Origin of the sequence: Bacillus sp. PDNC022 (genome assembly GCF_016919285.1) — a bacterium.
In the GTDB taxonomy this organism is placed as follows: Bacteria; Bacillota; Bacilli; order Bacillales; family Bacillaceae; genus Bacillus; species Bacillus safensis.
Map to the genome: position 1 here is coordinate 3,490,534 of NZ_CP070345.1, position 24,497 is coordinate 3,515,030.

Annotated in this window: 23 protein-coding genes; 20 read left to right on the forward strand and 3 right to left on the reverse strand. The window is 43.7% G+C overall.

The features are described from left to right. Positions 1 to 21 precede the first annotated feature (21 nt). The gene (locus JVX94_RS17745) at positions 22 to 1,188 is read left to right on the forward strand and encodes a macrolide family glycosyltransferase (RefSeq protein ID WP_144483594.1); all 1,167 of its coding nucleotides are present in this window, start codon (positions 22 to 24) and stop codon (positions 1,186 to 1,188) included. A 172-nt stretch (positions 1,189 to 1,360) separates the two neighbouring features. Here JVX94_RS17745 and JVX94_RS17750 read toward each other — a convergent pair whose 3' ends face one another. Further along, positions 1,361 to 1,516, reverse strand: coding sequence for a hypothetical protein (locus JVX94_RS17750; RefSeq protein WP_205183975.1), 156 nt, complete (start codon positions 1,514 to 1,516; stop codon positions 1,361 to 1,363). 37 nt (positions 1,517 to 1,553) lie between these two features. On the opposite strand from JVX94_RS17750, the gene abc-f reads away from it, so the two are divergent. Beyond that, positions 1,554 to 3,143 carry a ribosomal protection-like ABC-F family protein gene (gene abc-f, locus JVX94_RS17755; protein ID WP_425389247.1) on the forward strand — a complete coding sequence of 530 codons (1,590 nt, stop codon included), beginning with the start codon at positions 1,554 to 1,556 and terminating at the stop codon, positions 3,141 to 3,143. A gap of 14 nt (positions 3,144 to 3,157) precedes the next feature. Here abc-f and JVX94_RS17760 read toward each other — a convergent pair whose 3' ends face one another. Next, positions 3,158 to 4,567, reverse strand: coding sequence for a polysaccharide deacetylase family protein (locus tag JVX94_RS17760; RefSeq protein ID WP_275891454.1), 1,410 nt, complete (start codon positions 4,565 to 4,567; stop codon positions 3,158 to 3,160). Between the two features lie 323 nt (positions 4,568 to 4,890). Here JVX94_RS17760 and JVX94_RS17765 point away from each other — a divergent pair, with 323 nt between their 5' ends. The 4 genes from JVX94_RS17765 (at position 4,891) to JVX94_RS17780 (ending at position 8,203) form a co-directional block, all read left to right on the forward strand. Continuing rightward, a complete protein-coding gene (locus tag JVX94_RS17765) occupies positions 4,891 to 5,919 on the forward strand; it encodes a FecCD family ABC transporter permease (protein WP_186318682.1) in 1,029 nt (342 codons plus the stop codon). Next, positions 5,916 to 6,917, forward strand: coding sequence for a FecCD family ABC transporter permease (locus tag JVX94_RS17770; RefSeq protein WP_065214796.1), 1,002 nt, complete (start codon positions 5,916 to 5,918; stop codon positions 6,915 to 6,917). Before JVX94_RS17765 ends, JVX94_RS17770 begins: the two co-directional genes overlap by 4 nt. A 17-nt stretch (positions 6,918 to 6,934) precedes the next feature. Further along, positions 6,935 to 7,834 carry an iron-hydroxamate ABC transporter substrate-binding protein gene (locus JVX94_RS17775; RefSeq protein ID WP_205185576.1) on the forward strand — a complete coding sequence of 300 codons (900 nt, stop codon included), beginning with the start codon at positions 6,935 to 6,937 and terminating at the stop codon, positions 7,832 to 7,834. Between the two features lie 144 nt (positions 7,835 to 7,978). Then, the gene (locus tag JVX94_RS17780) at positions 7,979 to 8,203 is read left to right on the forward strand and encodes a phage holin (RefSeq protein WP_024423530.1); all 225 of its coding nucleotides are present in this window, start codon (positions 7,979 to 7,981) and stop codon (positions 8,201 to 8,203) included. Positions 8,204 to 8,289: 86 nt separating this feature from the next. On the opposite strand, the gene slrR is transcribed toward JVX94_RS17780, so the two are convergent. Continuing rightward, positions 8,290 to 8,760 carry an HTH-type transcriptional regulator SlrR gene (gene slrR / locus JVX94_RS17785; protein WP_075611943.1) on the reverse strand — a complete coding sequence of 157 codons (471 nt, stop codon included), beginning with the start codon at positions 8,758 to 8,760 and terminating at the stop codon, positions 8,290 to 8,292. Positions 8,761 to 9,017: 257 nt separating this feature from the next. Here slrR and JVX94_RS17790 point away from each other — a divergent pair, with 257 nt between their 5' ends. The 14 genes from JVX94_RS17790 to nikA all read left to right on the forward strand — a co-directional run bounded on the left by JVX94_RS17790 (position 9,018) and on the right by nikA (position 24,489). Continuing rightward, positions 9,018 to 9,749 carry a YveK family protein gene (locus JVX94_RS17790; protein WP_024423528.1) on the forward strand — a complete coding sequence of 244 codons (732 nt, stop codon included), beginning with the start codon at positions 9,018 to 9,020 and terminating at the stop codon, positions 9,747 to 9,749. Then, a complete protein-coding gene (locus JVX94_RS17795) occupies positions 9,739 to 10,422 on the forward strand; it encodes a CpsD/CapB family tyrosine-protein kinase (protein ID WP_075611942.1) in 684 nt (227 codons plus the stop codon). The genes JVX94_RS17790 and JVX94_RS17795 overlap by 11 nt, the downstream gene beginning before the upstream one ends. 165 nt (positions 10,423 to 10,587) lie before the next feature. Continuing rightward, positions 10,588 to 12,462, forward strand: coding sequence for a polysaccharide biosynthesis protein (locus tag JVX94_RS17800; RefSeq protein ID WP_095409612.1), 1,875 nt, complete (start codon positions 10,588 to 10,590; stop codon positions 12,460 to 12,462). Beyond that, positions 12,428 to 13,576: a glycosyltransferase family 4 protein gene (locus JVX94_RS17805; protein WP_205183979.1), complete on the forward strand. Its 1,149-nt coding sequence runs from the start codon at positions 12,428 to 12,430 to the stop codon at positions 13,574 to 13,576. Before JVX94_RS17800 ends, JVX94_RS17805 begins: the two co-directional genes overlap by 35 nt. Then, on the forward strand, positions 13,569 to 14,408 hold the full coding sequence (gene epsE / locus JVX94_RS17810) for a glycosyltransferase EpsE (RefSeq protein WP_205183981.1): 840 nt from the start codon (positions 13,569 to 13,571) through the stop codon (positions 14,406 to 14,408). The genes JVX94_RS17805 and epsE overlap by 8 nt, the downstream gene beginning before the upstream one ends. Next, a complete protein-coding gene (locus JVX94_RS17815; RefSeq protein ID WP_205183983.1) occupies positions 14,401 to 15,531 on the forward strand; it encodes a glycosyltransferase family 1 protein in 1,131 nt (376 codons plus the stop codon). Before epsE ends, JVX94_RS17815 begins: the two co-directional genes overlap by 8 nt. Positions 15,532 to 15,545: 14 nt before the next feature. Continuing rightward, positions 15,546 to 16,649 carry an EpsG family protein gene (locus JVX94_RS17820; protein WP_095409608.1) on the forward strand — a complete coding sequence of 368 codons (1,104 nt, stop codon included), beginning with the start codon at positions 15,546 to 15,548 and terminating at the stop codon, positions 16,647 to 16,649. A gap of 27 nt (positions 16,650 to 16,676) precedes the next feature. Continuing rightward, the gene (locus JVX94_RS17825) at positions 16,677 to 17,699 is read left to right on the forward strand and encodes a glycosyltransferase family 2 protein (protein WP_205183985.1); all 1,023 of its coding nucleotides are present in this window, start codon (positions 16,677 to 16,679) and stop codon (positions 17,697 to 17,699) included. 5 nt (positions 17,700 to 17,704) lie between these two features. After that, positions 17,705 to 18,733, forward strand: a complete 1,029-nt coding sequence (locus JVX94_RS17830) for a polysaccharide pyruvyl transferase family protein (protein WP_205183987.1) — start codon at positions 17,705 to 17,707, stop codon at positions 18,731 to 18,733. Positions 18,734 to 18,761: 28 nt separating this feature from the next. After that, positions 18,762 to 20,276 (forward strand): MATE family efflux transporter, encoded by a 1,515-nt coding sequence (locus JVX94_RS17835; protein ID WP_205183989.1) that lies wholly within the window; start codon positions 18,762 to 18,764, stop codon positions 20,274 to 20,276. 20 nt (positions 20,277 to 20,296) lie between these two features. Beyond that, positions 20,297 to 20,890, forward strand: coding sequence for a sugar transferase (locus JVX94_RS17840; RefSeq protein ID WP_095409604.1), 594 nt, complete (start codon positions 20,297 to 20,299; stop codon positions 20,888 to 20,890). Further along, positions 20,853 to 21,539 (forward strand): acetyltransferase, encoded by a 687-nt coding sequence (locus JVX94_RS17845; protein WP_205183992.1) that lies wholly within the window; start codon positions 20,853 to 20,855, stop codon positions 21,537 to 21,539. Before JVX94_RS17840 ends, JVX94_RS17845 begins: the two co-directional genes overlap by 38 nt. Further along, a complete protein-coding gene (locus tag JVX94_RS17850) occupies positions 21,539 to 22,717 on the forward strand; it encodes a DegT/DnrJ/EryC1/StrS family aminotransferase (RefSeq protein WP_111291394.1) in 1,179 nt (392 codons plus the stop codon). Before JVX94_RS17845 ends, JVX94_RS17850 begins: the two co-directional genes overlap by 1 nt. Before the next feature lie 149 nt (positions 22,718 to 22,866). Next, positions 22,867 to 24,489 carry a nickel ABC transporter substrate-binding protein gene (nikA, locus tag JVX94_RS17855; protein WP_111291393.1) on the forward strand — a complete coding sequence of 541 codons (1,623 nt, stop codon included), beginning with the start codon at positions 22,867 to 22,869 and terminating at the stop codon, positions 24,487 to 24,489. Positions 24,490 to 24,497: the final 8 nt, after the last annotated feature.

Here is a 24,497-nt window from a genome sequence, read left to right on the forward strand (position 1 = left end):
GACAAAGAGGAGGGATTTCTTGTGGCGAAGATTTTATTGATTACGTTTCCAGCTGAAGGACATGTGAACCCTATGTTAGGAATCATCAAAGCATGGGCGGATCGAGGCGATGAAGTGCATGCGGTCACAACTGTACATTATGAGGAACGAATTAAACGCTTAGGCGCTCACGTACATATACATCCAGACTATATTCGGACATTACATGTGGAAGAAGGAGATTTAGATTCTATGCAGCCGTTCTTTCATGCCATGCTGCAAACATCATATGATATTTTAGAGGTGGTGGAAACACTCTCCGAGAAGCATTCATTTGATTTGGTCTACTTTGATATGTTTGGGGCAGGGGAGCTTGTTCGAGATTACTTGCACATTCCGAGCATTGGTTCCAACCCATCTTTTGTGCTGCAAGAGGCGCATTTTGATACACCGCTATACAGAAAGGATGAGAAAGCCGATCATCTGTTAGAAAAAATACAAGAGCGTTTTGGCGTTCAGCCAACGCGTTTGATGCAATTTATGAAAAACCGTGGAGAAATGAATATCGTCTATACAAGTGAATATTTCCAGCCTTCTGTTGATTCATTAAACGATTCGTTTGTTTTCATTGGACCGAGCTTTCTAAAAAGAGCCGACCAGCATGATTTCCCGCTGGAAGCACTTGAGCAAGAAAAAGTCGTTTTTATTTCCATGGGTACCGTTCTTGGGGATACAGAAGCATTTTTTAATATGTGTATAGATGCTTTCGAAGACTTTGACGGAAAAGTGATTATCGCAACAGGTGAAAAAGTAGATCGTTCTCTCTTAAAAGAGGCGCCTGCTCATTTTATGATCGAGCCATATGTGCCGCAGCTTGAAGTGCTCGAACTGACAGATGTGTTTATAACGCACGGCGGCATGAATAGTGTCAATGAAGGGATTCATTACCACGTTCCGATGGTCGTCATTCCAGTCGACAAAGATCAGCCGATGGTGGCAAAAAGACTGACCGAATTATCTGCTGCCTGTGCACTTGATAAAGATCAGCTGACACCAAAGCAGCTAAGAGAAACTGTTGAGACGGTTTTAGGCAGTGACACGTACCGTGCGGGGATTGAGAAAATTGAAGAAAGCTTCCAAGCAGCAGGTGGAACAGAAAAAGCATTAAAGGTGATTGATCAATTCATACAAGCGAAACAAACTCAATAGATAACTTATTTTCGGAAGGTGGGGGCCATATTCAAATGGAACCCCGCTTGACAAAAAATAACCAATCTTTTATCGTATACGTAACAAACGACGGAAGGGTGACCCAATGCAATGAAGTACTAATCCTATGACCTGTAAGCAAAATGAACGAACGAAGGCAGTGAGCAAACGATCAGTTTGCCATGTTTGTTGCGTTTTCATTTTTTAGCTTCGGAATAGGATGGTACAGCTTGGGAATCAAAGGATAAGGTGATTGATACGTGGGATGTGTGTGACTAAATATGAACGGCACACATACTGCTGGATCAATCCGTTTATTTTTGTACACCATTTTGCCTCCTATTCTGAGAATGGGAGGCTTTTTCATGTCTCCTGATACGAAAGGAGAGGATTGGATGTTACTAAAAGCCAATCAGTTAAAGGTATTTCGAAAAGATCGCTTGTTATTTGATATTGAGGAGCTAGCCATCCATCAAGGTGATCGCATTGGTCTTGTAGGGACAAATGGCAGCGGGAAAACGACTTTATTGCATGTGCTGGCGGGGCAGGAAACACCAGACAGCGGCACAGTTGCAGCCACAGCGGCCTGTACGCTGCTTCCTCAATTGAAACAAGGAGATGGCAGACAGAGTGGCGGTGAAATGACCCAGACTTATATTGAAAAAGCATTAAGCCGGCCATCTGCCCTTTTATTAGCAGATGAACCGACAACTCATTTGGATACAGAGCATATTGAGTGGCTGGAAGAAAAGCTGCGTCATTATCAAGGTGCTCTCATTGTTGTTTCACATGATCGTGCTTTTTTAGATGCAATATGTACGGAGATTTGGGAGCTGGATCATGGGCAGCTTCATCATTACAAAGGCAACTACACGCATTTTGCACAGCAAAAAGAGCTGGCACATCGTCAGCAGGTGGAAGCGTACGAAGCGTATACACAAAAGAAAAAACAGTTAGAGCATGCGCTCGAAAAGAAAAAGAAAAAGGCGGACAAAGCAACAAAACCATCTCAAAAGGTGAAATCTTCAGGGCCTAAAATTGCAAAGCCCTACTATGCAAATAAGCAAAAAAAGCTGCAAAAAACAGCCAAATCCATTGAAACAAGGATGGAGAAATTAGAAAAGGTGGAGAAGGTAAAGGACATTCAGCCCATTCAAATGACTCAGCATACGATGAAGGAAGTAGCAAGCCGTACCATTTTACGAGTGAAAAATGTAGATGGCAAGGCGGGAGGTAAAGTGCTTTGGAAGCAGGCGAATGTGGAAGTGAGGGGCGGAGACAAGGTTGCCATTATCGGAAAGAACGGCAGCGGGAAAACGACGTTTCTTCGTATGTTAGTGAATGGACATCCCGGAGTTACTCGCTCAGAGGCTGTCAAGCTAGCCTATTTTCGTCAGGATCTTTCAGGATTGAAGGTAGATGAATCGATTTTACAAAATGCGCTAAAAGAGGCGGTTCAAGATGAGACAGTGGTTCGAACGGTTTTGGCGAGACTAGGATTTAGAGGGGATGATGTGCATAAGCCTGTTGAGGTATTAAGCGGGGGAGAACGGGTGAAGACGATGCTTGCGTCCTTACTCGTCAGTGATGCCAATGTTCTCATGCTGGATGAACCGACGAACTTTTTAGATCTGGCGGCAGTTGAAGCTCTTGAAGGTCTATTGAAGGATTACCCAGGTACCGTTGTGTTTGTTTCCCACGATCGCAGGCTGATTGAGGAGGTTGCCACTCGTATTTTCCATATTCATGAGGAACGTATTGAAGGATTTGACGGCACATATGAAGCCTATAAACAAAAGGAAGAAAAACCAGCTGTGACAAATAGAGAAGAGGAGCTTCTGTTAATTGATATGCAGCTGTCTGAAGTGCTCAGCCGTTTAAGTATTGAGCCCTCGCAAGAGCTTGAAGAGACATTTCAAGCATTATTGAAACAAAAAAAGTCTTTGGAGTCGTAAAAGAAAACCCCTGTTTACTCTACAGGGGTTTGTTCATGTCGTTCTTTTTTTAATTGTTCAAGCTCACTCACTGTGACGAGCTGGTAGCCTTGTTTGGTGAGTTCATGGATGATCTCTACGGCAGCTTGGGCTGAGCTTTCATAAATATCGTGCATTAACACTGTTCTGCCATCTGCTGCATGTGAGAGAACGCGGTTTGTGATTTGCTGGCTGTTGCGGATTTTCCAATCCTCAGGATCAACATCCCACAAAGTGACCTTCATCCCAATTGCATGATTGATATCTTGATTTGTACCGCCATATGGCGGTCTAAAGTGCGTAGGTGTATATCCGCTTGCTTTCTCAATCAGCTGCTGGGTGTCCTTCACTTGTTTCACGGCTTCTTCTAAAGGCAGTCTTGTTAATAAAGGGTGATTGTAGGAATGGTTTCCGATCTCATTCCCGTCTTTTAGAATGTCGGCAAGCATCCCAGGATAATATTGCACCCTGCTGCCTAATACGAAAAAGGTGGCATGTCCTTTGTTTTTCTTCAGCGCATCTAAAATTTTTGAGGTTGTCGCTGGATTCGGTCCATCATCAAATGTGAGGGCGATGGCTTTTTTATTCGGGTCAAGCTTTGATTTTTGCGGCAGCTTGACGGCTTTTCTTTTTGGGTTCGGTTCTTTCATTTCATTTTTATTTTTGAGTTTATCCATATATTCTGGCTTTAATATGTCCTTCAGCAATGTCTTTTTGATTGCGAGTGTTTGCGGCCCAAGATCCTCCGCTGCTACTTGAGATGCAGGGAAATAAAATTCTACATATTTGTCTTTCAAGGCAAATTGACTGAAGTTTTGAGCATCAGGGGCTGTTCCTTTCTGAAGGAGAGGCTGATCCTTAGATAAGGTTTTATCCTTTCGAAGTTCCGTATATGTAATATAGGATAATTTCTTTAAATAATTGGTTTTAGGCAGAAATAAATCTTTTGTGTCAAGAAAGGTTTTTTTCTGAAAATCAAAGTTAATCGTGAGATGATTGGTGGTTCCATTTTGCTGGCCAGTATACGTATAGGTCGTAAAGCGAATGGCAGCAGACTGCTTCGCATAATGCACCATTTCATAATCAATATTCAGTTCATACCGTTTATTTTCATCGATATCTTTTGCTTCACTGAATGTTTTTTTGAAATGCTCTAATGCTGAATTGGCATAGCTTTGAATCTTGTCATCTAGCTCTTTTTGATGAAAAAGAGGATAGTTGACTGCATATCTCATAAATTTCCCGTCATTTACGAGAGTGACAATTTCTACGTTTTTATAGTTCGAATCCTGCTTTACATTTTTCTTCTCTGTACCACTTGCTTGTTGATTTTGAAAGAAAGCAACTGCTCCAATGACGACTGCAAGCGCAAATAGGACGATACTCCATTTTCCCTTTACTGACACAACTTTCAAATCTCCTCTCATGACGGGTCATTCTTTATTAGTTTGACATCTGTTTGTAATATTTTTATAACATTTGACTTACTTTTGTAATTTTAGGGGATATTCATGCGAAATGTCAACTATTTTCCTATTAAACTATGAGAAAAAATGATAGGCCGTACTGAGATGCAAAAAAAATCTCCCACCCCGCTGCTCTACACATACCTTCATTAATTAAAAAATAGGGTGTACATTGATTTTTTAGAGGCTGGCGGCTATAATTTTGTTGATTATGATTCTCATTTTCAAACTGACTTTTAATGAAGAAAAGGATGACACCGATTTTGCAGGATAAGCGAACACCTCAACAAAAACGATCATCACATATTCTGTTCTTTTTGATATTTTTTCTCGCTGTCATTGGTTTAGCGGCTGCCATGTTTTTTGCTGTGTCATACGGTGCAAAAACATTGTCTCTGCAAACGGTTTGGACAGCTGTATTTGACTACCAGTCAAATGTTACAGAGCAGCAGATCATCCATGAATTAAGACTTCCGCGTGTTTTAGGGGCAGCTCTAGTGGGAGCGGCGTTTGCCGTAGCGGGTGCTCTTATGCAGGGCATCACAAGAAATCCACTGGCAGATGCGGGGATTTTGGGCATTAATGGCGGTGCGATGTTTGTGGTCGCTCTCTGTTTTGCTTTTTTCCCAGGAATGCCTTATTCAGCACTGATGTTTTTTTCCTTTATTGGTGCTGTGCTCAGTACGCTGCTGATCTTCGCGATTGGAGCGGCTGGCGGCGTATTGACACCGCTGCGCCTCACTGTAGCAGGGGCGGTTGTAGCCGCATTGCTTCATGCGCTCAGCTCTGGGATCGCGATTTATTTTGACCTGAGTCAGGATCTGGCTTTTTGGTATGCAGGCGGGGTAGCTGGTGTGAAATGGCCTCAGCTGATGATTCTTGCCCCCGTCATTCTGATTGTGATCGTATGGGCAATGCTATTAGGCCGGTCACTTTCCTTACTATCGCTCGGTGAAGATACAGCGGCAAATTTAGGGGTGAAAACACGACAAGTGCGAATACTAGGAATGACCGCTGCTGTGTTATTAGCAGGGGTTTCTGTATCAGCAGTCGGGTCGATTGGGTTTGTCGGGCTCGTCATCCCGCATATTGCACGAAAGCTTGTTGGTGTAGACTATCGTTTCGTTATTCCGATGTCAGCGATATTAGGCGCAATGCTGCTTGTCTTTGCAGACCTTGCCAGCCGAACAGTCAATCCGCCAAGAGAGCTTGCCATTGGCGTGATGGTGGCACTTGTTGGTGTTCCTTTCTTCTTATACATTGCCAGAAAAGAAGGGAGGAACCTGTCATGAGAGAGAAACAGCGTGCTCTTGTCGTGACAGTCGTTTTGCTTTGCCTGAGTGCGGCTGTTGTGCTGTATAGTTTAAATACCGGTACGCTGAAACTAAGCCCTGTCATGGTCGTCAAGACGTTATTTGGCTTTGGAGATTTCCAAAGTGAAACGGTGCTGTTTGACTATCGTCTGCCTCGAATCGTGGTGACGATGTTAGCTGGTATTGGTCTTGGCATTGCTGGCGGCATTTTGCAGAGCTTATCCCGTAACCCGCTGGCCGATCCTGGGATTATTGGATTGAATGCCGGGGCAGCCTTTGGCTTAATTGTGTTTGTGACATATTTTCACGCACTTGAAGGTAATCCGTCTCTTCTTATTCCGCTCTTTACGTTTGGCGGCGGACTGCTTGCGGCAGCGGTCATCGTGCTTCTTGCATATGACCGGCATGAAGGGCTTGTTCCTATCCGGCTGATCTTAGTTGGAATTGCGGTTGCTGCGGGATTTAGTGCACTCACCTTATATTTGTCATTGAAGCTGGATGAAGATACATACACGTTTGCTTCAAGGTGGCTTGTGGGCAATGTATGGGGGAGAGACTGGATACATGTGCTGGCACTCCTGCCTTGGATTGTATGCCTTGTGCCGCTTACGCTGATGCAGTCAAACACGCTCAATGCATTGACATTAGGAGATGCTGTCGCCTCAAGTGTAGGTGTACGTGTCCAGCGTAAACGTCTTCTCCTCTTGACCTTAGCGGTAGGCCTCGCGAGTGCAAGTGTTTCGATGACAGGCGGTATTGGCTTTATTGGCCTCGTCGCCCCGCATTTGGCCAGGCGGCTTGTCGGCTCACTGCATCAGTATTTTTTACCAGTTAGTGCGCTGCTTGGCTTGTTGATTTTGGTCAGTGCCGATACAATCGGACGTTCCATCTTTGCTCCAAATGCCATACCGGCGGGTGTGGTCGTGGCCTTTATCGGTGCCCCGTATTTTCTCTATTTATTAACTAAAACGAAATAAACACGAAAGAGGAACTCATCATGAAAAAACTACTAGTAATTGGATTAACGCTCTGTTTCTTGCTGCTTGCCGCTTGTGGACAACAGGAAACAAAGAATACAACAAATGAAAAGACCAATGGCACACCAAAGATTGCTTCCTTGTCTATTCATTTAACAAATGACTTGTTAGCACTCGGTATCAAACCGGCGGGCTCTGTTGTAGGAGGAGACTTAAAAGATTTCCTTCCACATGCGAAAAAGCAGCTGAGTCACACGAAGAAGCTCGGTATTGCAGCCGATCCAGATATGGAATCACTGCTTGCGTTACAACCAGATGTCATTTATGTTGATGAAGAATTAGCCGGACAAGACTTATCGAAATATAAGAAGATCGCCAAAACAGAAGTGTTTAATTTAAATGATGGCACATGGCGGGATCATTTGAAGAAAATCGCCAAACACGTCAATAAAGAAAAAGAAGCGGATCAATATATTAAGAATTACAATCAAGAAGCAAAAGAAGTCAAATCGCTCATCAAGAAAAAGATTGGAAACGGAAAAGTCATGGCGATCCGTGTGACAGCAAAGGAGCTTCGCGTATTTAGCATGAAGCGTCCAATGGGTCCTATTTTATACGATGATTTAGGCCTGACACCTGTCGATGGTGTGAAAAAGCTGGACAGCAAGCGCCCATTTGAAGTGATTTCTCAAGAGGTTCTTCCTGATTATGATGCTGATGCGATCTTTGTCGTTGTCAACCGTGATGATAAAGCGCAGCAGGCATTCAAGCAATTAGAAAAGACTCCGATTTGGAAGGGTCTAAAGGCAGTGAAGAAAAACCAAGTCTATCCGATTGCCGATCAGCCGTGGCTCGATTACTCAGCTCTAGGCAATAAAATGGCATTGGATGAAGCAAAAGAGATGTTTTCTAAATAAATAGCAAATGAAATCAGGCATCATTCCGCATATAGGAATGATGTCTCTTTTTTTGATTCGTTCTTCTATTCATTCGGCTTCTGCATACATATGAGAGAGAACGAGCAATACCGCCCGTACGAAGAGGAAAGGGAGGGGTTACAGTTGGAGGTTCAAAAAATTAGTGCAGGTACAATCGCAAGGCTTGTGCTGCTTTTACTGGCGCTTGTTAACAGTGCGCTAACTGCTGCGGGAAAAAGCCCAATTCCTATTGATGAAGAAGGCGTTCAGCAATTCATCACGCTGGCCTTTCTGGGGATTACATCACTATGGGCCTATTGGAAAAACAATGATATAACGAAAAAAGCACGAACAAAAAAAGAAGAATAAGATAAAAAAGAGCCTTTCATGAATCAAAGGCTCTTTTTCATCGAAGCGTCAAACGCCTCTCCCCGCAATCATTCTTCCTGAAAGGCTTACGCCCGGCGTTCTCCCATGTTGTTGAGGAATGCTTTTACTTCCTCAATACTTAAGCCGATCGCTTTCGCTTCATTCATTAGACGCTTCCACTCTGCGATATTTGAATCAGTCAGCTTTCTATGGGTGACATGTAACGACTTTTCTTCCTGCTCTTTTCGGTAGGTTTGGAGCAGTTGATAGAGCTCTTCTTTGGGCATGCCGGATTGGACGGCACTTACGATATGCTCCCGCCATTCGTGTTCACCACCCTCAGCGTTATGAAACATCATCGTCTCTGCATCAAACAGCTCTTGTAAATCAATCTCTAGTGAAGAGGATACCTTTTTTAAGAACTGGACAGATGGATTCCTGTGGACACCACGCTCAATTTTGCTCAAATATGACTTAGAGACATGAGCATCCTCAGCCAGCTGCTGAATCGAGTATCCTTTTCTCTTTCGGTAAATGCGTATCACCTTGCCTATCATTCGATCAATGATCTCCCTTCTCCACGGCGAATAGTTCTGCGACCTTTTCGTTCATTATAAGAAATAAATTGTTCTTTATAAAATTCAAAAACGTAAGAATCAGGAAGTAAACAAAAGAAAACGAACGATTTCGTTCTTTAAAAAGAACTATAAGACCTATTATGACATTTTTCTTTGCGGGTATTATCTTTTATAATCCAATCATTAACAAAAAGAAACCATATATAACCTTTTTATGATGAAATCGGGAGGTATCTATGAATGAGAATATAGGTTTTAAGCAGCTGTTTTCTGTCATTAAAGAGAAAATGGCCCTTCTGATCCTGATTGTCCTGATCGTAACGGGCATTTCAGCCTACTATCAGTTCTATGTCTCGACTCCTGTATATCAGGCAACCACTCAAATTCTTGTTCATAAACGCAGCAATGACGCACAAGCAGATTTAAACGATATTCAGATGAACCTTCAATATACACGTACCTTTCAAGTTTTATTAAAAAGCCCAATCGTCATTGAAAAAGTAAAAGAAACACTCCATCTCACAGAATCAGCAGAAGGATTAAAACACAAAATTGCCACAAGTACAGAAAATGAGTCTGAGGTCATCAATATTTCTGTACAAGATGAGGATCGCGCGAAGGCAGTTGCCATTGCAAATACCGCAACAGAGGTGCTGCAAGAAGAAATCAAAAAAACAATGAATATGGATCGCATTAATGTTTTGTCTGAAGCCAAGCTGTCCAACACGATTCTGATGAATTCAAGGAAATTCGTTCATATCGTTCTGGCACTAGGTGCCTCTTTATTAGGGGGAATGACACTCATTTTCTTAATGAATTTACTCGATGATACTGTAAAACGAACACATCAAATAAGAGAAGAGATCGGATTGCCGTCGCTTGGCAGTGTCTATCAAATGCAGGCAGACAGGAGGGCCAAAAAAGACAAGCAGTCCGTCATAACGGGAGGACAGAACATTGATCTTTAAGAGGAAGAAAAGAGAAAAGAGAGATTTATCCTGTATTTCTGTATTAAATCCTCACTCTGTCATTGCGGAACAATTCCGTACGATCCGAACAAACATTGAATTCACATCGATTCAAACAAGGCTGAAATCTATATTGGTGACCTCCTCCTTGCCGAAGGAAGGGAAATCATTTACGGCTGCAAACTTAGCAGCTGTTTTTGCACAGCAGAACAAGCGGGTGCTGCTCATGGATGCTGATTTGCGAAAGCCGGCCGTTCATGAATATTTTGACCTGAGTCATCACACCGGTTTGACGAATGTGCTATTAAATAATTGCAGCTTGGAGGAAGCTGTTTTATCTACACCGATTGAGCATTTAGAGCTGCTTCCGAGTGGAACCATTCCGCCGAATCCAGCTGAGCTGCTCTCCTCTTCTGTGATGAAGCAGCTCTTTTATGAGATTGAACAGCAATATGACATGGTGATTGTTGATTCCACGCCGCTTCTGCCAGTTGCAGATGCAAAGATCTTGGCGAACCGAACGGACGGGAGCATTCTCGTTGTCTTAAGCGGCAAAACAAAGATTGCTGCTGTGAAGAAATCAAAAGAAGTATTAGAGGGAACAACAAGTAAACTGCTTGGAGCTATGCTAAATGGCAAGAAAGAGAAAAAGGGCAGGCTGTACATGTATTAAAAAGATTGATAGGTGATGTCTCCTAATCTTTAACAATGGAGGCACTCGATCCTGCTGTGGGCATAACCGGTGCCTTAGATGCTCGTCATCAGTAGTGGGGTGTGAGGACGGGTTTGATGCCCATGTTACGTAAGAATAGAGATGCTTTAAAAAGGGGGAGGAGCGTTGACTTACGCCCAAAGATTATCAATCATCGTAGCACTAGATTCATATCTCATCTTAGTTGCCGTCTTTTTTGGCTTTCAATTTGTCCAAGAGGCGGCTTTAACCGTTTATACATTTGAAATGCTCGCCATTTCTTCGCTCAGTCTGCTCATTGGGCACCATGTATTTGCCTGCATATTTCATGTGTACAAGCAAGTATGGGCTTATACAGGAGTAAGAGAGCTATTTTCTTTAATGAAGACCTTTGTGTGTTCTTTTTTATTTTCGATGACGATGCTGTACCTTTTCGTGCAGACATGGCCATTTCGGTTTTTATTCATCGTGTGGCTTTTTCATATCTTATTCATCGGTGCATCTCGTATGGCTTCTAGGCTATTTCATGACGGGGCAAAACGGCTTCAAGCAGAAAAGGAGAGGGCCTTAATTATTGGCGCCGGATCAGCGGGGACCATGCTTGTTCGTCAGCTTCAGCAATCGAGTGATGTGCATATTGAGCCAGTCGCCTTCATCGATGATGACAAGACGAAGCATCGGCTTGAAATTATGGGTCTGCCTGTTATAGGAGGAAAAGAACAAATTCAAACAGCTGTCGTCATGATGGATATTCAGAAGATCATCATCGCCATTCCGTCCAAAAGCAGCCACACCTTAAAAGGGTTGTATAAGGAATGTGTCGCGACCGGAGTCAAAACACAAATCATGCCGGAAATGGAGCAGATTTTAAAAGGAACCCATGCGCTGAATCAATTACGGGATGTACAGCCAGAGGATTTACTAGGGAGAGAACCGATTCAATTAGATACGAGCCGTCTATCTGCTCATTTAAAGGGAAAAACGATCATGGTCACAGGGGCAGGCGGATCGATTGGGTCAGAAATCTGCCGTCAAATTTGTGTGTTTGCTCCTCAATCAATTGTACTTGTGGGACATGGAGAATTTAGCATTCATTCTATTTTACTAGAGCTGAAAGAATTATATGGAGGCAGCATCAGACTCTATCCACAAATTGCGGATATTCAAGATAAACAGAAAATGAGTGAAATCGTTGGTCAATTTCAGCCGGATATGATTTATCATGCTGCGGCACATAAGCATGTTCCGCTCATGGAGATTAGTCCGAAAGAAGCCGTGAAAAACAATATTATCGGGACAAAAAATGTCGCAGAAGCCGCACACGAGCACGGCATTGAAACATTCGTCCTCATCTCATCTGACAAAGCGGTCAACCCTGCCAATGTGATGGGAGCCACAAAGCGGTTTGCTGAAATGCTGATCATGCAAATGGGGGCAAGCAGCGAAACAAAATTTGTCGCCGTTCGGTTTGGAAATGTACTGGGGAGCAGAGGAAGCGTCATCCCTATTTTTAAGAAACAAATCGAGCAAGGCGGGCCGGTGACGGTCACGCACCCAGCCATGACAAGATATTTTATGACCATCCCAGAAGCATCAAGGCTTGTGATTCAGGCAGGTGCACTGGCAGAAGGAAGACAGATTTTTGTTTTAGATATGGGGGAACCAGTGAAAATCGTGGACCTCGCAGAAAACCTCATTCACCTCTCAGGCTACACCACAGACCAGATTCCGATCACTTTCACAGGCATTCGTCCTGGAGAGAAAATGTACGAGGAATTACTCAACCAGCATGAAAAAGCACAGGAGCAAATCTTCCCGAAAATCCACATCGGCCATGCGCTGGATGGTGACCCATATGTGCTGAACCGCTTTATCCATGAATTTGACATGATGAGTGAAGAGCAAATGAGACAAGCATTATTTGCTGCCATTGAGTCGCAAGATATGTTGTCCGATCAGATGAAACGAGAGGAGGAAGCGCTTGCCAATGAAGAAAAAAGTCTTGTTTTGCGCAACGGTTGATTATCACTTTAAGGCCTTTCATCTTCCATATTTCCGGTGGTTTCAGGAACAAGGATGGGAAGTGCATACAGCTGCAAACGGCCAGTTGGAGCTGCCCTATGTGAATCAAGCTCACTCGATTCCGATTCAGCGCTCTCCTTTTCATGTACGCAACCGGCTTGCGTATGTAGAACTGAAGAAGCTGTTAGCGAAAGAGCACTATGATTTTATCCATTGCCACACACCAATGGGAAGTGTCATTGGCAGGCTAGCAGCCAAAGGCATGCGCAAAAAAGGAACAAAGGTTCTTTACACGGCACATGGCTTTCACTTTTGGCAGGGGGCGCCGCTTCAAAACTGGCTGCTCTATTATCCAATTGAGAGATTTCTCGCCCGCTATACAGACGCTTTGATCACCATTAATGGAGAAGATTTTAAAAGAGCCGACCGTCTATCAAAAGAGCGGACATCTGTTTATTATGTGCCCGGTATGGGTGTGGATATGAAGCGGTTCGCACCAGTCGATGAAAAAGAGAAGCAGCGCCTTCGCGCAGCCTATGGCTTTTCCTCGGAAGATTTTATCGTGCTGTGTGCTGGTGAATTAAACATGAATAAAAATCAAGGAATGCTCATCAAAGCATGTGCACAGCTGTCTAGGAAAATACCAAATATGAAGATCGTGTTTGCCGGGGAAGGGGCAATGAGGCCAAACTATGAAAAGCTTACCCGCCAGCTCCAACTTGAAAAGCATATCCACTTTGCTGGGTTTTGCAAACAAATAGAGGAATGGATGCATATGAGCGATGTGTGTGTTTCCACCAGCTTGAGAGAAGGGCTCGGCATGAACCTGCTTGAAGCGATGTCTGCAGAAAAACCCGTGATTGCAACGGAGAATAGAGGGCATTGTGAGCTTGTCAAACATGGCGTCAATGGCTTTTTAGTTAAACCGCAAGATGTGAATGGTTTAGCTGATTATTTACAGCAGCTCTATGACAAAAAGGATCAGCTGCTTCTCATGGGAAAAGCGGGGCGCTCAATGGCTCATGCATTTGCACAGGAGCAGACAGTCAGTGCAATGGAAGAAATTTATACAATCTATATGGATCAAGCAGAGAAGGTGATACAGCATGCATAAACCAAAGGTGTCTATGATCATGGGCGTCTACAATTGCCAAGAGACAGTAGAAGAAAGCATTGAATCCATTCTTCAACAAACATATGAAAACTGGGAGCTCATCATATGTGATGACGCATCAACAGATGGCACTTATGAGAAAGTGCTGTCTTATACAAAACGACATCCTGAAAAAATTCGCCTGATCCGCAATAAACAAAATCAAAGGCTCGCTGCCAGTCTCAATCGCTGCCTGGCTGAAGCGAGGGGAGAGTTGATTGCGAGGCAGGATGGCGACGACATTTCTGTGCCTGTTCGTTTAGAAAAACAGGTTCATTTCCTCGATACATATTCTGAATATGATGTGGTCGGTACGGCGATGACGGTTTTTGATGAATCGGGAACAAAGGGTGTGCGGGCACTTGTGTCAGAGCCTGATCGGAAGGTGATGGCAAGAGGGACTCCTTTTTGTCATGGGACCATTATGATGCGGGCTTCAGCATACAGGGCTTTACATGGCTATCGCTCTGTGAAAACAACAAGGCGGATGGAAGATATCGATCTTTGGATCCGCTTTTTTGCTGCTGGGAGGAAAGGTTTTAATTTACAAGAGCCATTATATCTGGTGAGAGAGGATGAAGCGGCCTTTCAGCGGCGAAAGTTTCGATATTCGATGGATAATGCCTGGCTCGTCTTGAAAGCATGCTGGGTATTAAAGCTGTCGCCGCTTGACTATTTATTTGCTTTAAAGCCGGTGGTCCGTGCCTGCTTGTCACCGAAGGTCATGAAGCTTTATCATCGCCGGAAGCTGGCATCGTCTATGTTGAAGAGGAGGGCGATTCGGGATGAGTGAGCCAAAGCGCGTGCTTCATATTGTGGGCGGGATGAACCGCGGCGGAGCTGAAACGATGATCATGAATATCTATCGTGCACTCGATAGGAATGTCCTTCAATTTGATTTCATTACCCACCGGCAGGACGACTGTGATTATGATGAGGAAATTCGCCGGCTTGGGGGACGCATCTTTTACGTCCCGAGTATTGGGGCATCCTCTCCGGTGACTTTTGTGAAAACATTGACAAAGACGATCAAGAAAACAGGACCCTATCAGGCAGTGCATGCACATACGGATTTTCAAACAGGCTTCTCCGCACTTACTGCAAAACGAGCGGGTGTGAAGGTGCGCATTTGCCATTCGCATAATACAGCGTGGAAGCAGTCGCCAAACTGGCTGGATCATATGATGCTCAAAGGATTTCGCCAGCTGATCTTTGCATTCTCTACACAGCTTGTTGCATGCGGCGAGGATGCTGGTGTCTTTTTATTTGGACAGAAAAAAATGCAGAATGGGCAAGTTGAGGTGCTGCCAAATGGGATTGATTTATCCCTTTTTTTTCAGCCTGATCCAGACGAAAAGGCAGAGATCAAAAAGCAGCTTCATCTTTGCGGAAAAAACATGGTCATCGGTCATATTGGGCGGTTCCATGAGCAAAAAAATCATGTTTTTTTTATAGAACTGGCCCAGACTTTAAAGAAGCAAGGCGTTTCATTTCAGCTTGTTCTCGTAGGGGATGGACCGCTGAAGCAAGTAGTCGAATCGTATGCGGAGAAGGCAGGCTTGATGGATGACATTGTCTTTACAGGCGTCGTATCAGACGTTCCGCAGTATATGAAAGCATTTGATGTTTTTGTGATGCCTTCCTTGTTTGAAGGTCTTCCGCTTGTATTAGTGGAAGCACAGGCGTCTGGGCTGCCTTGTGTGATTTCAGATCATATTACAGAGGAAGTAGATTTAGGCTGCGGGCTTGTGAAAAGGATGTCGCTGCGAGATTCCGCGCATGAATGGATGAAGGCGGTGCTTGAAGCGTATCATGCAGAACCTCCTCTTCAAGAGTCTATAACCTCTCAGCTTGAACAAAGAGGATTTGATGTGAAACAGAATATTACACGTGTGATGAATATATATGGACTGTAAGGAAGGAAGGGCAGATGGCGGTTTATTTGGTGAACATGATCATGGTCTATTTATGGTCGAGCTTTGCCGCATTTTACGGCAGACGTGATGATACCATTCAAAGCGGATGGCGGCCTAACAAACTTCTGGTGTTTTTTCCGTTTTTGTTTCTTTGTATCGTAGCTGGTATTCGGTATAAAGTAGGAACCGATTTTGTCACATATGGACAGATGTATGAGTTCTCCATCAACTATGAAAGGCCTTGGCATATATTCGGATTCGGTGTGGATAAAGCCGCAACAGATCCGGGGTTTACGTTTATTTTATGGATGCTTAATCAACTGTCTCATGATCCGCAAATTATGTATATTTCAGTCGGGGCTATTACTTATTTTTTTATTATCAAGACGCTTATTCAATATGGCCGTCCATTTGAGCTGAGTATGCTGCTTTTTCTTGGGACCTTTCATTATTATGCGTCATTTAATGGCATGCGCCAGTATATGGTGGCAGCGATTCTTTTTTATGCCATCCGGTTGGTGATCAATGGTCAGTGGAAATTGTATTTTCCGCTCGTCCTTGTATGTTCATTGTTTCATTCATCGGCCCTCATCATGATTCCTGTGTATTTTATCGTGAGAACAAAGGCTTGGTCTTGGATGATGCTGGTCTTATGCCTGATTTTCTTAGGTTTAACCGCTATTTATGACCGTTTTGTCTCGGTGTTTGTGGTGATGCTGCAAGGTAGTTCATATGGTCATTACGAAGAATGGCTCACAACGAATACGAATGGAATGAATGTGACAAAAATCGGTGTCTTGATTTTGCCGCTTCTGCTTGCTTTCTTTTATCGAAAACGACTTCGTGAGCTGACGCCTGAGAGTGATTACATTGTGAATTTTTGTTTGCTGGGTTTCTTGTTTGGCATCCTTGCAACGAAGGATGTCATTTATGCAAGATTTCATATTTATTTTGGCTTGTATCAGCTCATTTTACTGCCATATTTCACACGTATTTTTGATCAGCGGTCTAATGTGTTTATGTATGTAGGGATTGCTGTTTGTTATATTCTGTACAGCATCATGCTGATGCCGTTTGATTCTTCGGTTTTGCCGTATAGAACGATATTTAATAAGTAGATTTGAAGAAAGGTGGGGCATGTTGTAATGCCAGCTATCAGTCTATTGGTCGCAGTTTACAATACGAGTCAATATGTGGAGCAATGTCTTCAATCGATTGCAGATCAAAGCTTTTCCGATATAGAAGTCATTCTTATCAATGATGGATCGACCGACCGCAGCGGTGAATGGCTTGAAGCATATGCTGAGCGTGATGAGCGTTTCCGGGTGATCCATCAACTCAATCAAGGGTTAGGTGCTGTGAGAAACCGAGGCATCGAGGAAGCGAAAGGGACGTATCTCGCCTTTGTGGATTCAGATGATATTCTCGCTCCTCATTACTGTGAAGCCATGTATGAAAAAGCTGAGATGACCGGGGCAGATCTTGTTGTGAGTGAGTATTGGATTCAATTTGAACAGTCAAAGCGAACGATACCAACGACGCTGTTAGACAAGCGGTCAGCCGAAAAAACGAATTTAATCCAAGCGTTATTACACGGAGACTTAACTGGATTCTCATGGAATAAGCTGTATCGGCGTGCCTTTATGGAAGAACACCATATTCGATTTCCGCTGCGGGGTGAGCTTGAGAACATTGAAGATCAATATGTGACGCTGCGCTGCTTTTCTTTATCACGCAGTATCGCTTTTGTTCATGAGCCCCTTTATTACTACAGGGTTCATCTGTCATCCATTGTGCAGCGATATCAGAAGCAGTATTTTCATCATGGACTGACCTTTTATCATGCGCAGCACTCGTTTTTAAAAGAGCATGATGACATCTCTCTGTATGAGAAAGCATTAGACTTTTTTATCGTCAATCATACGCTTCATTGTATGCTCAACGAATGGAAGAGCCAAAATGATCTCTCCATTCAGGAAAAGCTTGATCACATGCGGGAAATGGTGACACACGATACTTTTCAGCATGCCGTCAAACAAGTGGAACCATCAAAGCTCACAGTAAGAAAGCGAATGATTTTATTTCTTGCTAAGTGCCGATTGGTTTATCCGCTTTCTGCCGCGGCTTCTAGCTATCAAAAATGGATCGAATATCAGACAAGGAAATAGGGGTGATGGGATTGACAGTGCAGCAATTGAAGGCAAAAGCCGCAGAGTGGCTGCTCTTAAAGGTCAAATATCCGCTTGAATATCGACTGAGCCGCCAAAGGCTGCCAGAGCTGAGTCATCAGAAGAAAATCATTCTCACGCTGCTGCCGGGACATGATAATTTAGGGGATCATGCAATTGCCTATGCGAGTTATTGTTTTTTTAAAAAATACTTTCCGGCCTATGACATCATAGAAGTGGACATGAAAGAGATCTATCGCCTTGCCCGCCCGCTAAAGCGCAGCCGGCACCCAGAAGACATCGTCTGTATCATCGGTGGAGGGAATATGGGGGATTTATACCGGTACGAAGAATGGACGAGACAATTTATCATCAAGACCTTCAAGTCTTACCCCATGATCCAGCTGCCTGCCACTGTACATTTTACAGAAACTAAGAGAGGGAAACGAGAGGAACGCCGCGCCATTCACACGTATAAGCAGCATCCAAGACTGCTCCTCATGGCAAGAGATCAAACAACCTATGAATGGATGAAGCTTCATTTTCCTGATCAAGATGTGTGGAAGCAGCCTGATATGGTGCTGTCATTAGACGAATCATCAAAGGATGAAACACGTGAAGGGGTTCTGCTTTGTCTGCGTGAGGATCAAGAAGCATATCTCACAAAGGAATCGCGCCAGCAGCTGCAGCAGCATATCCAAGAGACATATGATCAAGTCGGTTTGATCACAACGACAATTGGCAAACGAATCGATCGAACAACTCGCTTAGATGAATTATCGGCTTTGTGGACGGAGTTAAAACAAGCACAGGTCGTCGTGACAGATCGTCTGCATGGCATGATCTTTTGTGCGATCACTCATACACCGTGTGTTGTCCTTAGATCGTTTGATCATAAGGTGATGGAGGGATTTGAGTGGGTGGCGCACCTTCCGTTTATGACCCTTTTAAAAGAACCAAATGAGGCAGCTGTGAAAGAGGCAGTTCATCAGCTGATGAAAACAAGCGGTCAAAAGGGAGAGGAAGCTGGATGAGGGCTCTTACACGCTGCGTGAAAGCACAATGAATCGAGCGTTTCTTTACAATGTCAGTGCGAACTTAATCACGTTTGTCCTAATGCTGCTTATGTCTGTTTGTTTAACACCTTATATTGTTCATACGCTTGGAGTGGAAGCATTCGGCTTAATCCATCTGACGCAAAATATGATCAACTATTTATCAGTCATTACGGCTTCGTTAAGTGCGGTTGTTGTGCGATTTTTTTCTGTGGCGGCTCATAAAGGAGAGATGGAGAAGGCGCAGCGTTATCTCGCTTCCTATTTCGTCAGTTCGTTTTTACTATCTATCAGTCTCTTTTTGCTTTGTCTTTTCATGTCTTCTCAGCTTGTTGAATGGCTTCATGTGCCTGAACATCTCGCAAAAGACACACAGACCGCCTTTATTTTAGGGGGTCTTTTATTTATGCTCAATTTCGTCATGTCTGGCATTGGGGCTGCACCGTTTTATGCGAATAAGCTCTATGTATCAAGTGTTGGACAGGCGGTTCAAATGTTTTTGAGGGCACTGATGATTGTCATCCTGTTTACATGGACGACACCAGCCATTTGGCATATTCCACTTGCGGCTGTCATTGGAAGTTTAGCGGCTATGGGAATCGGTATCTATTATTTTAAGAAACTCATCCCTTGGTTTTCGTTTAAGTGGCGGCACGTCTCATTATCGTCTAGTCTCACTCTTGTTCGGTCAGGGGTCTGGCATTCATTTGAGCAAATGGGGATTTTGTTGTTTTTACAAATTGATTTATTGATGACCAACTTGCTCATTGGAGCGGAAGCAACGGGCCAGTATGCGGCGATTTTACAGTTTCCATTATTATTACGCACACTGGCAGGGACACTGGCCGTTGTGTTTGCACCAACGATCACGAAATTTTATTCGAATCAGGACAAAGAGGGACTCATTCAATATGCTGCAAACGCCATTAAGTGGAGCGGCTTATTTGTGGCGTTCCCAGCCGCACTTTTAGGAGGTCTCGCTGGTCCGCTCATGCTTTTATGGCTTGGGCCTGCCTTTGAAGAGCTGAAATGGCTTCTCATGATTCATGCGGCTTATTTATGTTTGACCTTGATGTTTTTACCGCTCACATATGTGCCGACCGTGTTTAATCGATTTAAAATTCCTGCGGTTGTCACACTTATATTAGGTGTCTCTAATGTGCTTTTTGCCTATGGATTGACTCATATGCTGCAGTTAGGTTTATATGGCATTGCATCAGCAGGGGCAATGGTTTTATTGATCAAAAATATCGTGTTTCTGCCTTTTTATACGGCCAGCATCACGAATCAGAAACGCACTATCTTTTATAAACATACACTGGTTCCACTTGCAGGAGCGCTATTCATTTGGGGCATCTGCGTAGGGATTCAGGCGGTATATAACGTGACTTCATGGTGGGAGCTGTTTTGTATTGGCGGGCTTTGTTTCATTCTCTATATGGGTTACTTGTATCTGTTTGCAGGAACGAAACGAGAGCGGATGCAGCTGATGCGTAAGGTAAAACATGCGGTCTCCCGCTAATATGAAAAGGAGATGCAATGATGAAAAGAATGATAGATGTGACAGTGGCATTGACGCTGCTCATCGCAGGCAGTCTTCTTTTTCTTCTCATCTATGGACTGATTAGATGGAAAATTGGAACGCCTGTGGTGTTTCGGCAGAAGCGGCCTGGTCTGTATGGCCGGCCTTTTATGTTATATAAATTTCGGACGATGACCGATGAACGCGACGAACATGGGGTGCTGCTGCCAGATCATTTGCGATTAACAAAAACCGGCGCCTTGATTCGAAAGCTTAGTCTTGATGAATTGCCGCAGCTAGTCAATGTACTCAAAGGAGAGCTCAGTCTCGTCGGGCCAAGACCGCTTTTGATGGAGTATTTGCCTATGTATACAAAAGAACAAGCAAGGCGTCATCTTGTGAAGCCCGGCATAACAGGATGGGCACAGGTGAACGGCCGGAACACGCTTTCCTGGGAGGAGAAATTCACCTATGACCTTTGGTATGTCGAGCATCAATCGTTTTGGCTCGATATGAAAATTTTATGGATGACCTTGCTGAAAGTCATGAAAACAGAGGGGGTGCAGCAGCCGGATCATGCCACAGCTGAAAAATTTAAAGGAACCGATATGTAAGAAGCAAACCATTGGTTTAATTGGGGCCGGCGGACATAGTAAAGTCATCCAGGATGTCATTTTTGCACATTCCGATTACTCATTATGTGTGGTGTTAGATGATCAATTTGAAGAGACGGTCACTCAGAGCGGGATTTTGTATGGACCGATCTCCATGAGTGAGCAGCTGAGAGAGACCATGCCACATATGAAATGGCTGATTGCAATCGGACAAAATGAAATCAGACAGCTCATCAAGGAACGCCTCTCATTTGAAGACACAGCATATGCCACACTCATTCATCCAGAGACGGTTATGAGTCCGTCAGCTGTCATTGGAAGGGGGACTGTCGTGATGGCAAGGGCAGTGATTCAAGCAGATGCAGCAATCGGTGAGCATACGATTATCAATACGGGGTCTATCGTAGAACATGACTGCATACTCGAATCGTTTGTGCACCTGTCACCAGGCGCGGTTCTGACTGGCGATGTATCCGTACGGGAGGGTGCCCATATTGGGGCTGGTGCCGTGGTGATACCGGGTACAACAATCGGAAGCTGGACGGTCATTGGTGCTGGAGCGGCAGTGACAAGAGATATACATGATCAGAAGGTCGCTGTAGGAATTCCTGCAATAGAAATCAAAGATCGGAGAGAAGGTGGGAAGTGATGAAAGAAAAGAAGCGAATTTACTTATCTCCTCCGCATATGAGCGGAAAAGAGTATTTAAAAATAGAGGAAGCTTTCAAGAGCAACTGGATTGCGCCGCTTGGACCGCTTGTGAATGAATTTGAACAGGCAGTGGCGGACTATGCAGGAGTGAGGACAGGAGCTGCTTTATCCTCAGGAACAGCAGCGATTCACCTTGCTTTAAAGCTGATAGGTGTTCAAAAAGGAGACATTGTCTTTTGTTCCACCCTCACGTTTGTTGCAACGGCAAATCCGATTTTATATGAACAAGCGGAGCCCGTTTTTATTGATTCTGAAAGGGACACATGGAATATGTGCCCGCTCGCTTTAGAGAAAGCCTTTGTTGAATCAAAGCGTCTTGGGAAAAAACCACGCGCGGTCATCGTTGTCCATTTATATGGGCAAAGCGCAAAAATGGACGAGATCATGGCTTTGTGTGAAGCATATGATGTACCAGTCATTGAGGATGCAGCTGAATCGTTAGGTTCGCTGTATAAAGGAAGAAAAAGCGGTTCAATGGGCAGGTTCGGTATCTATTCTTTTAATGGAAATAAAATCATTACTACATCAGGGGGCGGAATGCTTGTGAGTGATGATGAAGCTGCGATTGAACGATGCCGCTTTCTTGCTTCACAGGCCAGAGAACAAGCTATGCACTATGAGCATCAAGAGATGGGATACAACTATCGCATGAGCAACCTCTTAGCAGGTGTCGGGATTGCTCAAATGGAAGTGCTGGACGAGCGTGTTGAACAAAAGCGCCGCATTTTTCAGCGTTATCAGGATGCTTTATCAGAAGCAGAGGGTCTTCATTTGATGCCAGAATATCAAGAAACGAAATCCAACCGCTGGCTGACGGCATTGACCATTGATCATGAGAAACAATTGTCTCCTGCAGATATCATTGGTGCTTTAGAAAAAGAACAAATCGAAGCAAGGCATGTATGGAAGCCGCTGCACCAGCAGCCGCTCTTTCGTCATTGCTCTTTTTATACTGCGGAAAAAGGGACTCCTGTATCTGAGCTGTTATTTGAGAGGGGGCTTTGTCTTCCGTCTGGAACGAGCATGACAGATGCAGATCAGGAGCGTATCATCCATATACTCCACGACGTACTGCGAGAAAAAACATTTACCTCTTCACAGGCTGCTCATTCTTAAGCAGCCTGCCTCTCTTTCTATCAAATTCATCAATTTATAGAATAAATTGGGATAAGTATTGTCATTTCGTTTCAAATATGATATTGACAACAGTTGCCTTCCTCCTTAAAATGAAAATGATTATCAGCATCAATTAGGAGGATCAACTTATGTCTATTTGGAAAAGTTTTCCGAAAATTAAAATAAATACTGTGTTACCCTTCCTGCTTATTCTCTTTTTATTAGTAGGATGCTCTCAAACAAACAATGGAGCAGAAGGCAATAAGGATCATCCTGATATGATCACAATGGCATGGCCAAGAGATATCGGTGAAATGAACCCGCACTTATACAATCCATCACAATTGTTTGCGCAATCAATGATTTATGAGCCATTGGTCAGCTATCAAAAGAATGGTAAGCTGAAACCGGAATTAGCGAAATCATGGGATGTTTCAAAGGATGGCAAGGTGTATACGTTCCATTTAAGAGACGGAGTGACATTCTCAGACGGCTCTGAATTTAATGCGGATATTGTCAAAAAGAACTTCGATACGATTTTAAAAAATAAAGATTTACATAGCTGGTTAGGTGTCATTAAGAAAATCAAAAAGACAGAAGCTGTTGATAAAAAGACATTTAAACTCACATTAACAGAACCATATTATCCAACTGTGCAAGAATTAGCCGTTGTTCGTCCAGTTCGTTTCTTAGGTGAAGCAGGTTTCCCTAAAAACGGAGATACGTCAAAAGGAATTGAAAAACCAGTGGGGACAGGCCCTTGGGTTTTAAAAACATATAAGAAAGATGATTATGCCATTTTCGAACGAAACGATCATTATTGGGGAGAAAAACCAAAGGTAAAAGAAATCAAGGTAAAGGTTATCCCAGATGCGGAAACGAGAGTCATGGCATTTGAAAAAGGAGATGTGGATTTACTTTACGGAGAAGGAACCATTAGCCTTGATTCCTACAAACAGCTAGAGGCAAGCGGCAAGTATGAAACGAAAATGTCAGAGCCTATTGCTACAAGACAGCTTGTCATGAACACAAAAGTAGATCAGCTGTCAGATGAGAAAGTGCGTCTTGCCCTTCAATATGCCTTCAATAAAAAATCAATGGTAGAAGGGGTCACCTCAGGTTTAGAGGATGAAGCAGATCACATCCTGCCGACTAACATGCCGTATACGTCACACATTCAAGTGAAGTCTTTCAAATATGATGTGGACAAAGCCAAAGCATTGCTAGATGAAGCGGGCTGGACACTTCCAAAAGGAAAATCCGTTCGTGAAAAAGATGGGAAAAAGCTTGAGTTTAGTATGATGTATGACTCAGCGGAATCGATTCAAAAAGCGATGGCAGAAACGCTGCAAGCAGAATGGGCAGCCGTTGGTGTTGGCGTCAAGCTTGAGGGCGTGGATTTGGCCACACAGGTTCAACGCTTTAAAGCCAATAAGTTTGATATGAACTTCTTTAGCAACTACGGAGCGCCGTATGATCCGCATACATTTATGAACGTTCTCTCTTCAGATGGTTTTGGATTCAAAGAAGCCATTTCAGCCTATCCAAATAAGGAAAAGCTGATCAAAGAAATGACGGAAATTCCATCCACAACAAATGAAAAGAAACGTAAAGCACTGTATTCGTCTGTCTTATCCTCTTTACAGGATCAAGGGGCAATTGTGCCAATCTCTTATTTTAAAAAGACAGCCGTTTATCAAAAAGCTGTGAAGGACTTTGAATTCCCTGCAAATCGTGATGAACATCCTTTCACAGGCATTAAGTTGAAGTAACAGAAGGA

What these genes read in the sequence shown, in the direction of transcription:
- abc-f (WP_425389247.1), top strand. Translation starts at nt 1,554, where the DNA reads ATGTCTCCTGATACGAAAGGAGAGGATTGGATGTTACTAAAAGCCAAT.
- JVX94_RS17770 (WP_065214796.1), top strand. Translation starts at nt 5,916, where the DNA reads ATGAGAGAGAAACAGCGTGCTCTTGTCGTGACAGTCGTTTTGCTTTGC.
- slrR (WP_075611943.1), bottom strand. Translation starts at nt 8,760, where the DNA reads ATGATAGGCAAGGTGATACGCATTTACCGAAAGAGAAAAGGATACTCG.
- JVX94_RS17790 (WP_024423528.1), top strand. Translation starts at nt 9,018, where the DNA reads ATGAATGAGAATATAGGTTTTAAGCAGCTGTTTTCTGTCATTAAAGAG.
- JVX94_RS17805 (WP_205183979.1), top strand. Translation starts at nt 12,428, where the DNA reads ATGAAGAAAAAAGTCTTGTTTTGCGCAACGGTTGATTATCACTTTAAG.
- epsE (WP_205183981.1), top strand. Translation starts at nt 13,569, where the DNA reads ATGCATAAACCAAAGGTGTCTATGATCATGGGCGTCTACAATTGCCAA.
- JVX94_RS17815 (WP_205183983.1), top strand. Translation starts at nt 14,401, where the DNA reads ATGAGTGAGCCAAAGCGCGTGCTTCATATTGTGGGCGGGATGAACCGC.
- JVX94_RS17820 (WP_095409608.1), top strand. Translation starts at nt 15,546, where the DNA reads ATGGCGGTTTATTTGGTGAACATGATCATGGTCTATTTATGGTCGAGC.
- JVX94_RS17825 (WP_205183985.1), top strand. Translation starts at nt 16,677, where the DNA reads ATGCCAGCTATCAGTCTATTGGTCGCAGTTTACAATACGAGTCAATAT.
- JVX94_RS17830 (WP_205183987.1), top strand. Translation starts at nt 17,705, where the DNA reads ATGGGATTGACAGTGCAGCAATTGAAGGCAAAAGCCGCAGAGTGGCTG.
- JVX94_RS17835 (WP_205183989.1), top strand. Translation starts at nt 18,762, where the DNA reads ATGAATCGAGCGTTTCTTTACAATGTCAGTGCGAACTTAATCACGTTT.
- JVX94_RS17840 (WP_095409604.1), top strand. Translation starts at nt 20,297, where the DNA reads ATGAAAAGAATGATAGATGTGACAGTGGCATTGACGCTGCTCATCGCA.
- JVX94_RS17845 (WP_205183992.1), top strand. Translation starts at nt 20,853, where the DNA reads ATGCCACAGCTGAAAAATTTAAAGGAACCGATATGTAAGAAGCAAACC.
- JVX94_RS17850 (WP_111291394.1), top strand. Translation starts at nt 21,539, where the DNA reads ATGAAAGAAAAGAAGCGAATTTACTTATCTCCTCCGCATATGAGCGGA.
- nikA (WP_111291393.1), top strand. Translation starts at nt 22,867, where the DNA reads ATGTCTATTTGGAAAAGTTTTCCGAAAATTAAAATAAATACTGTGTTA.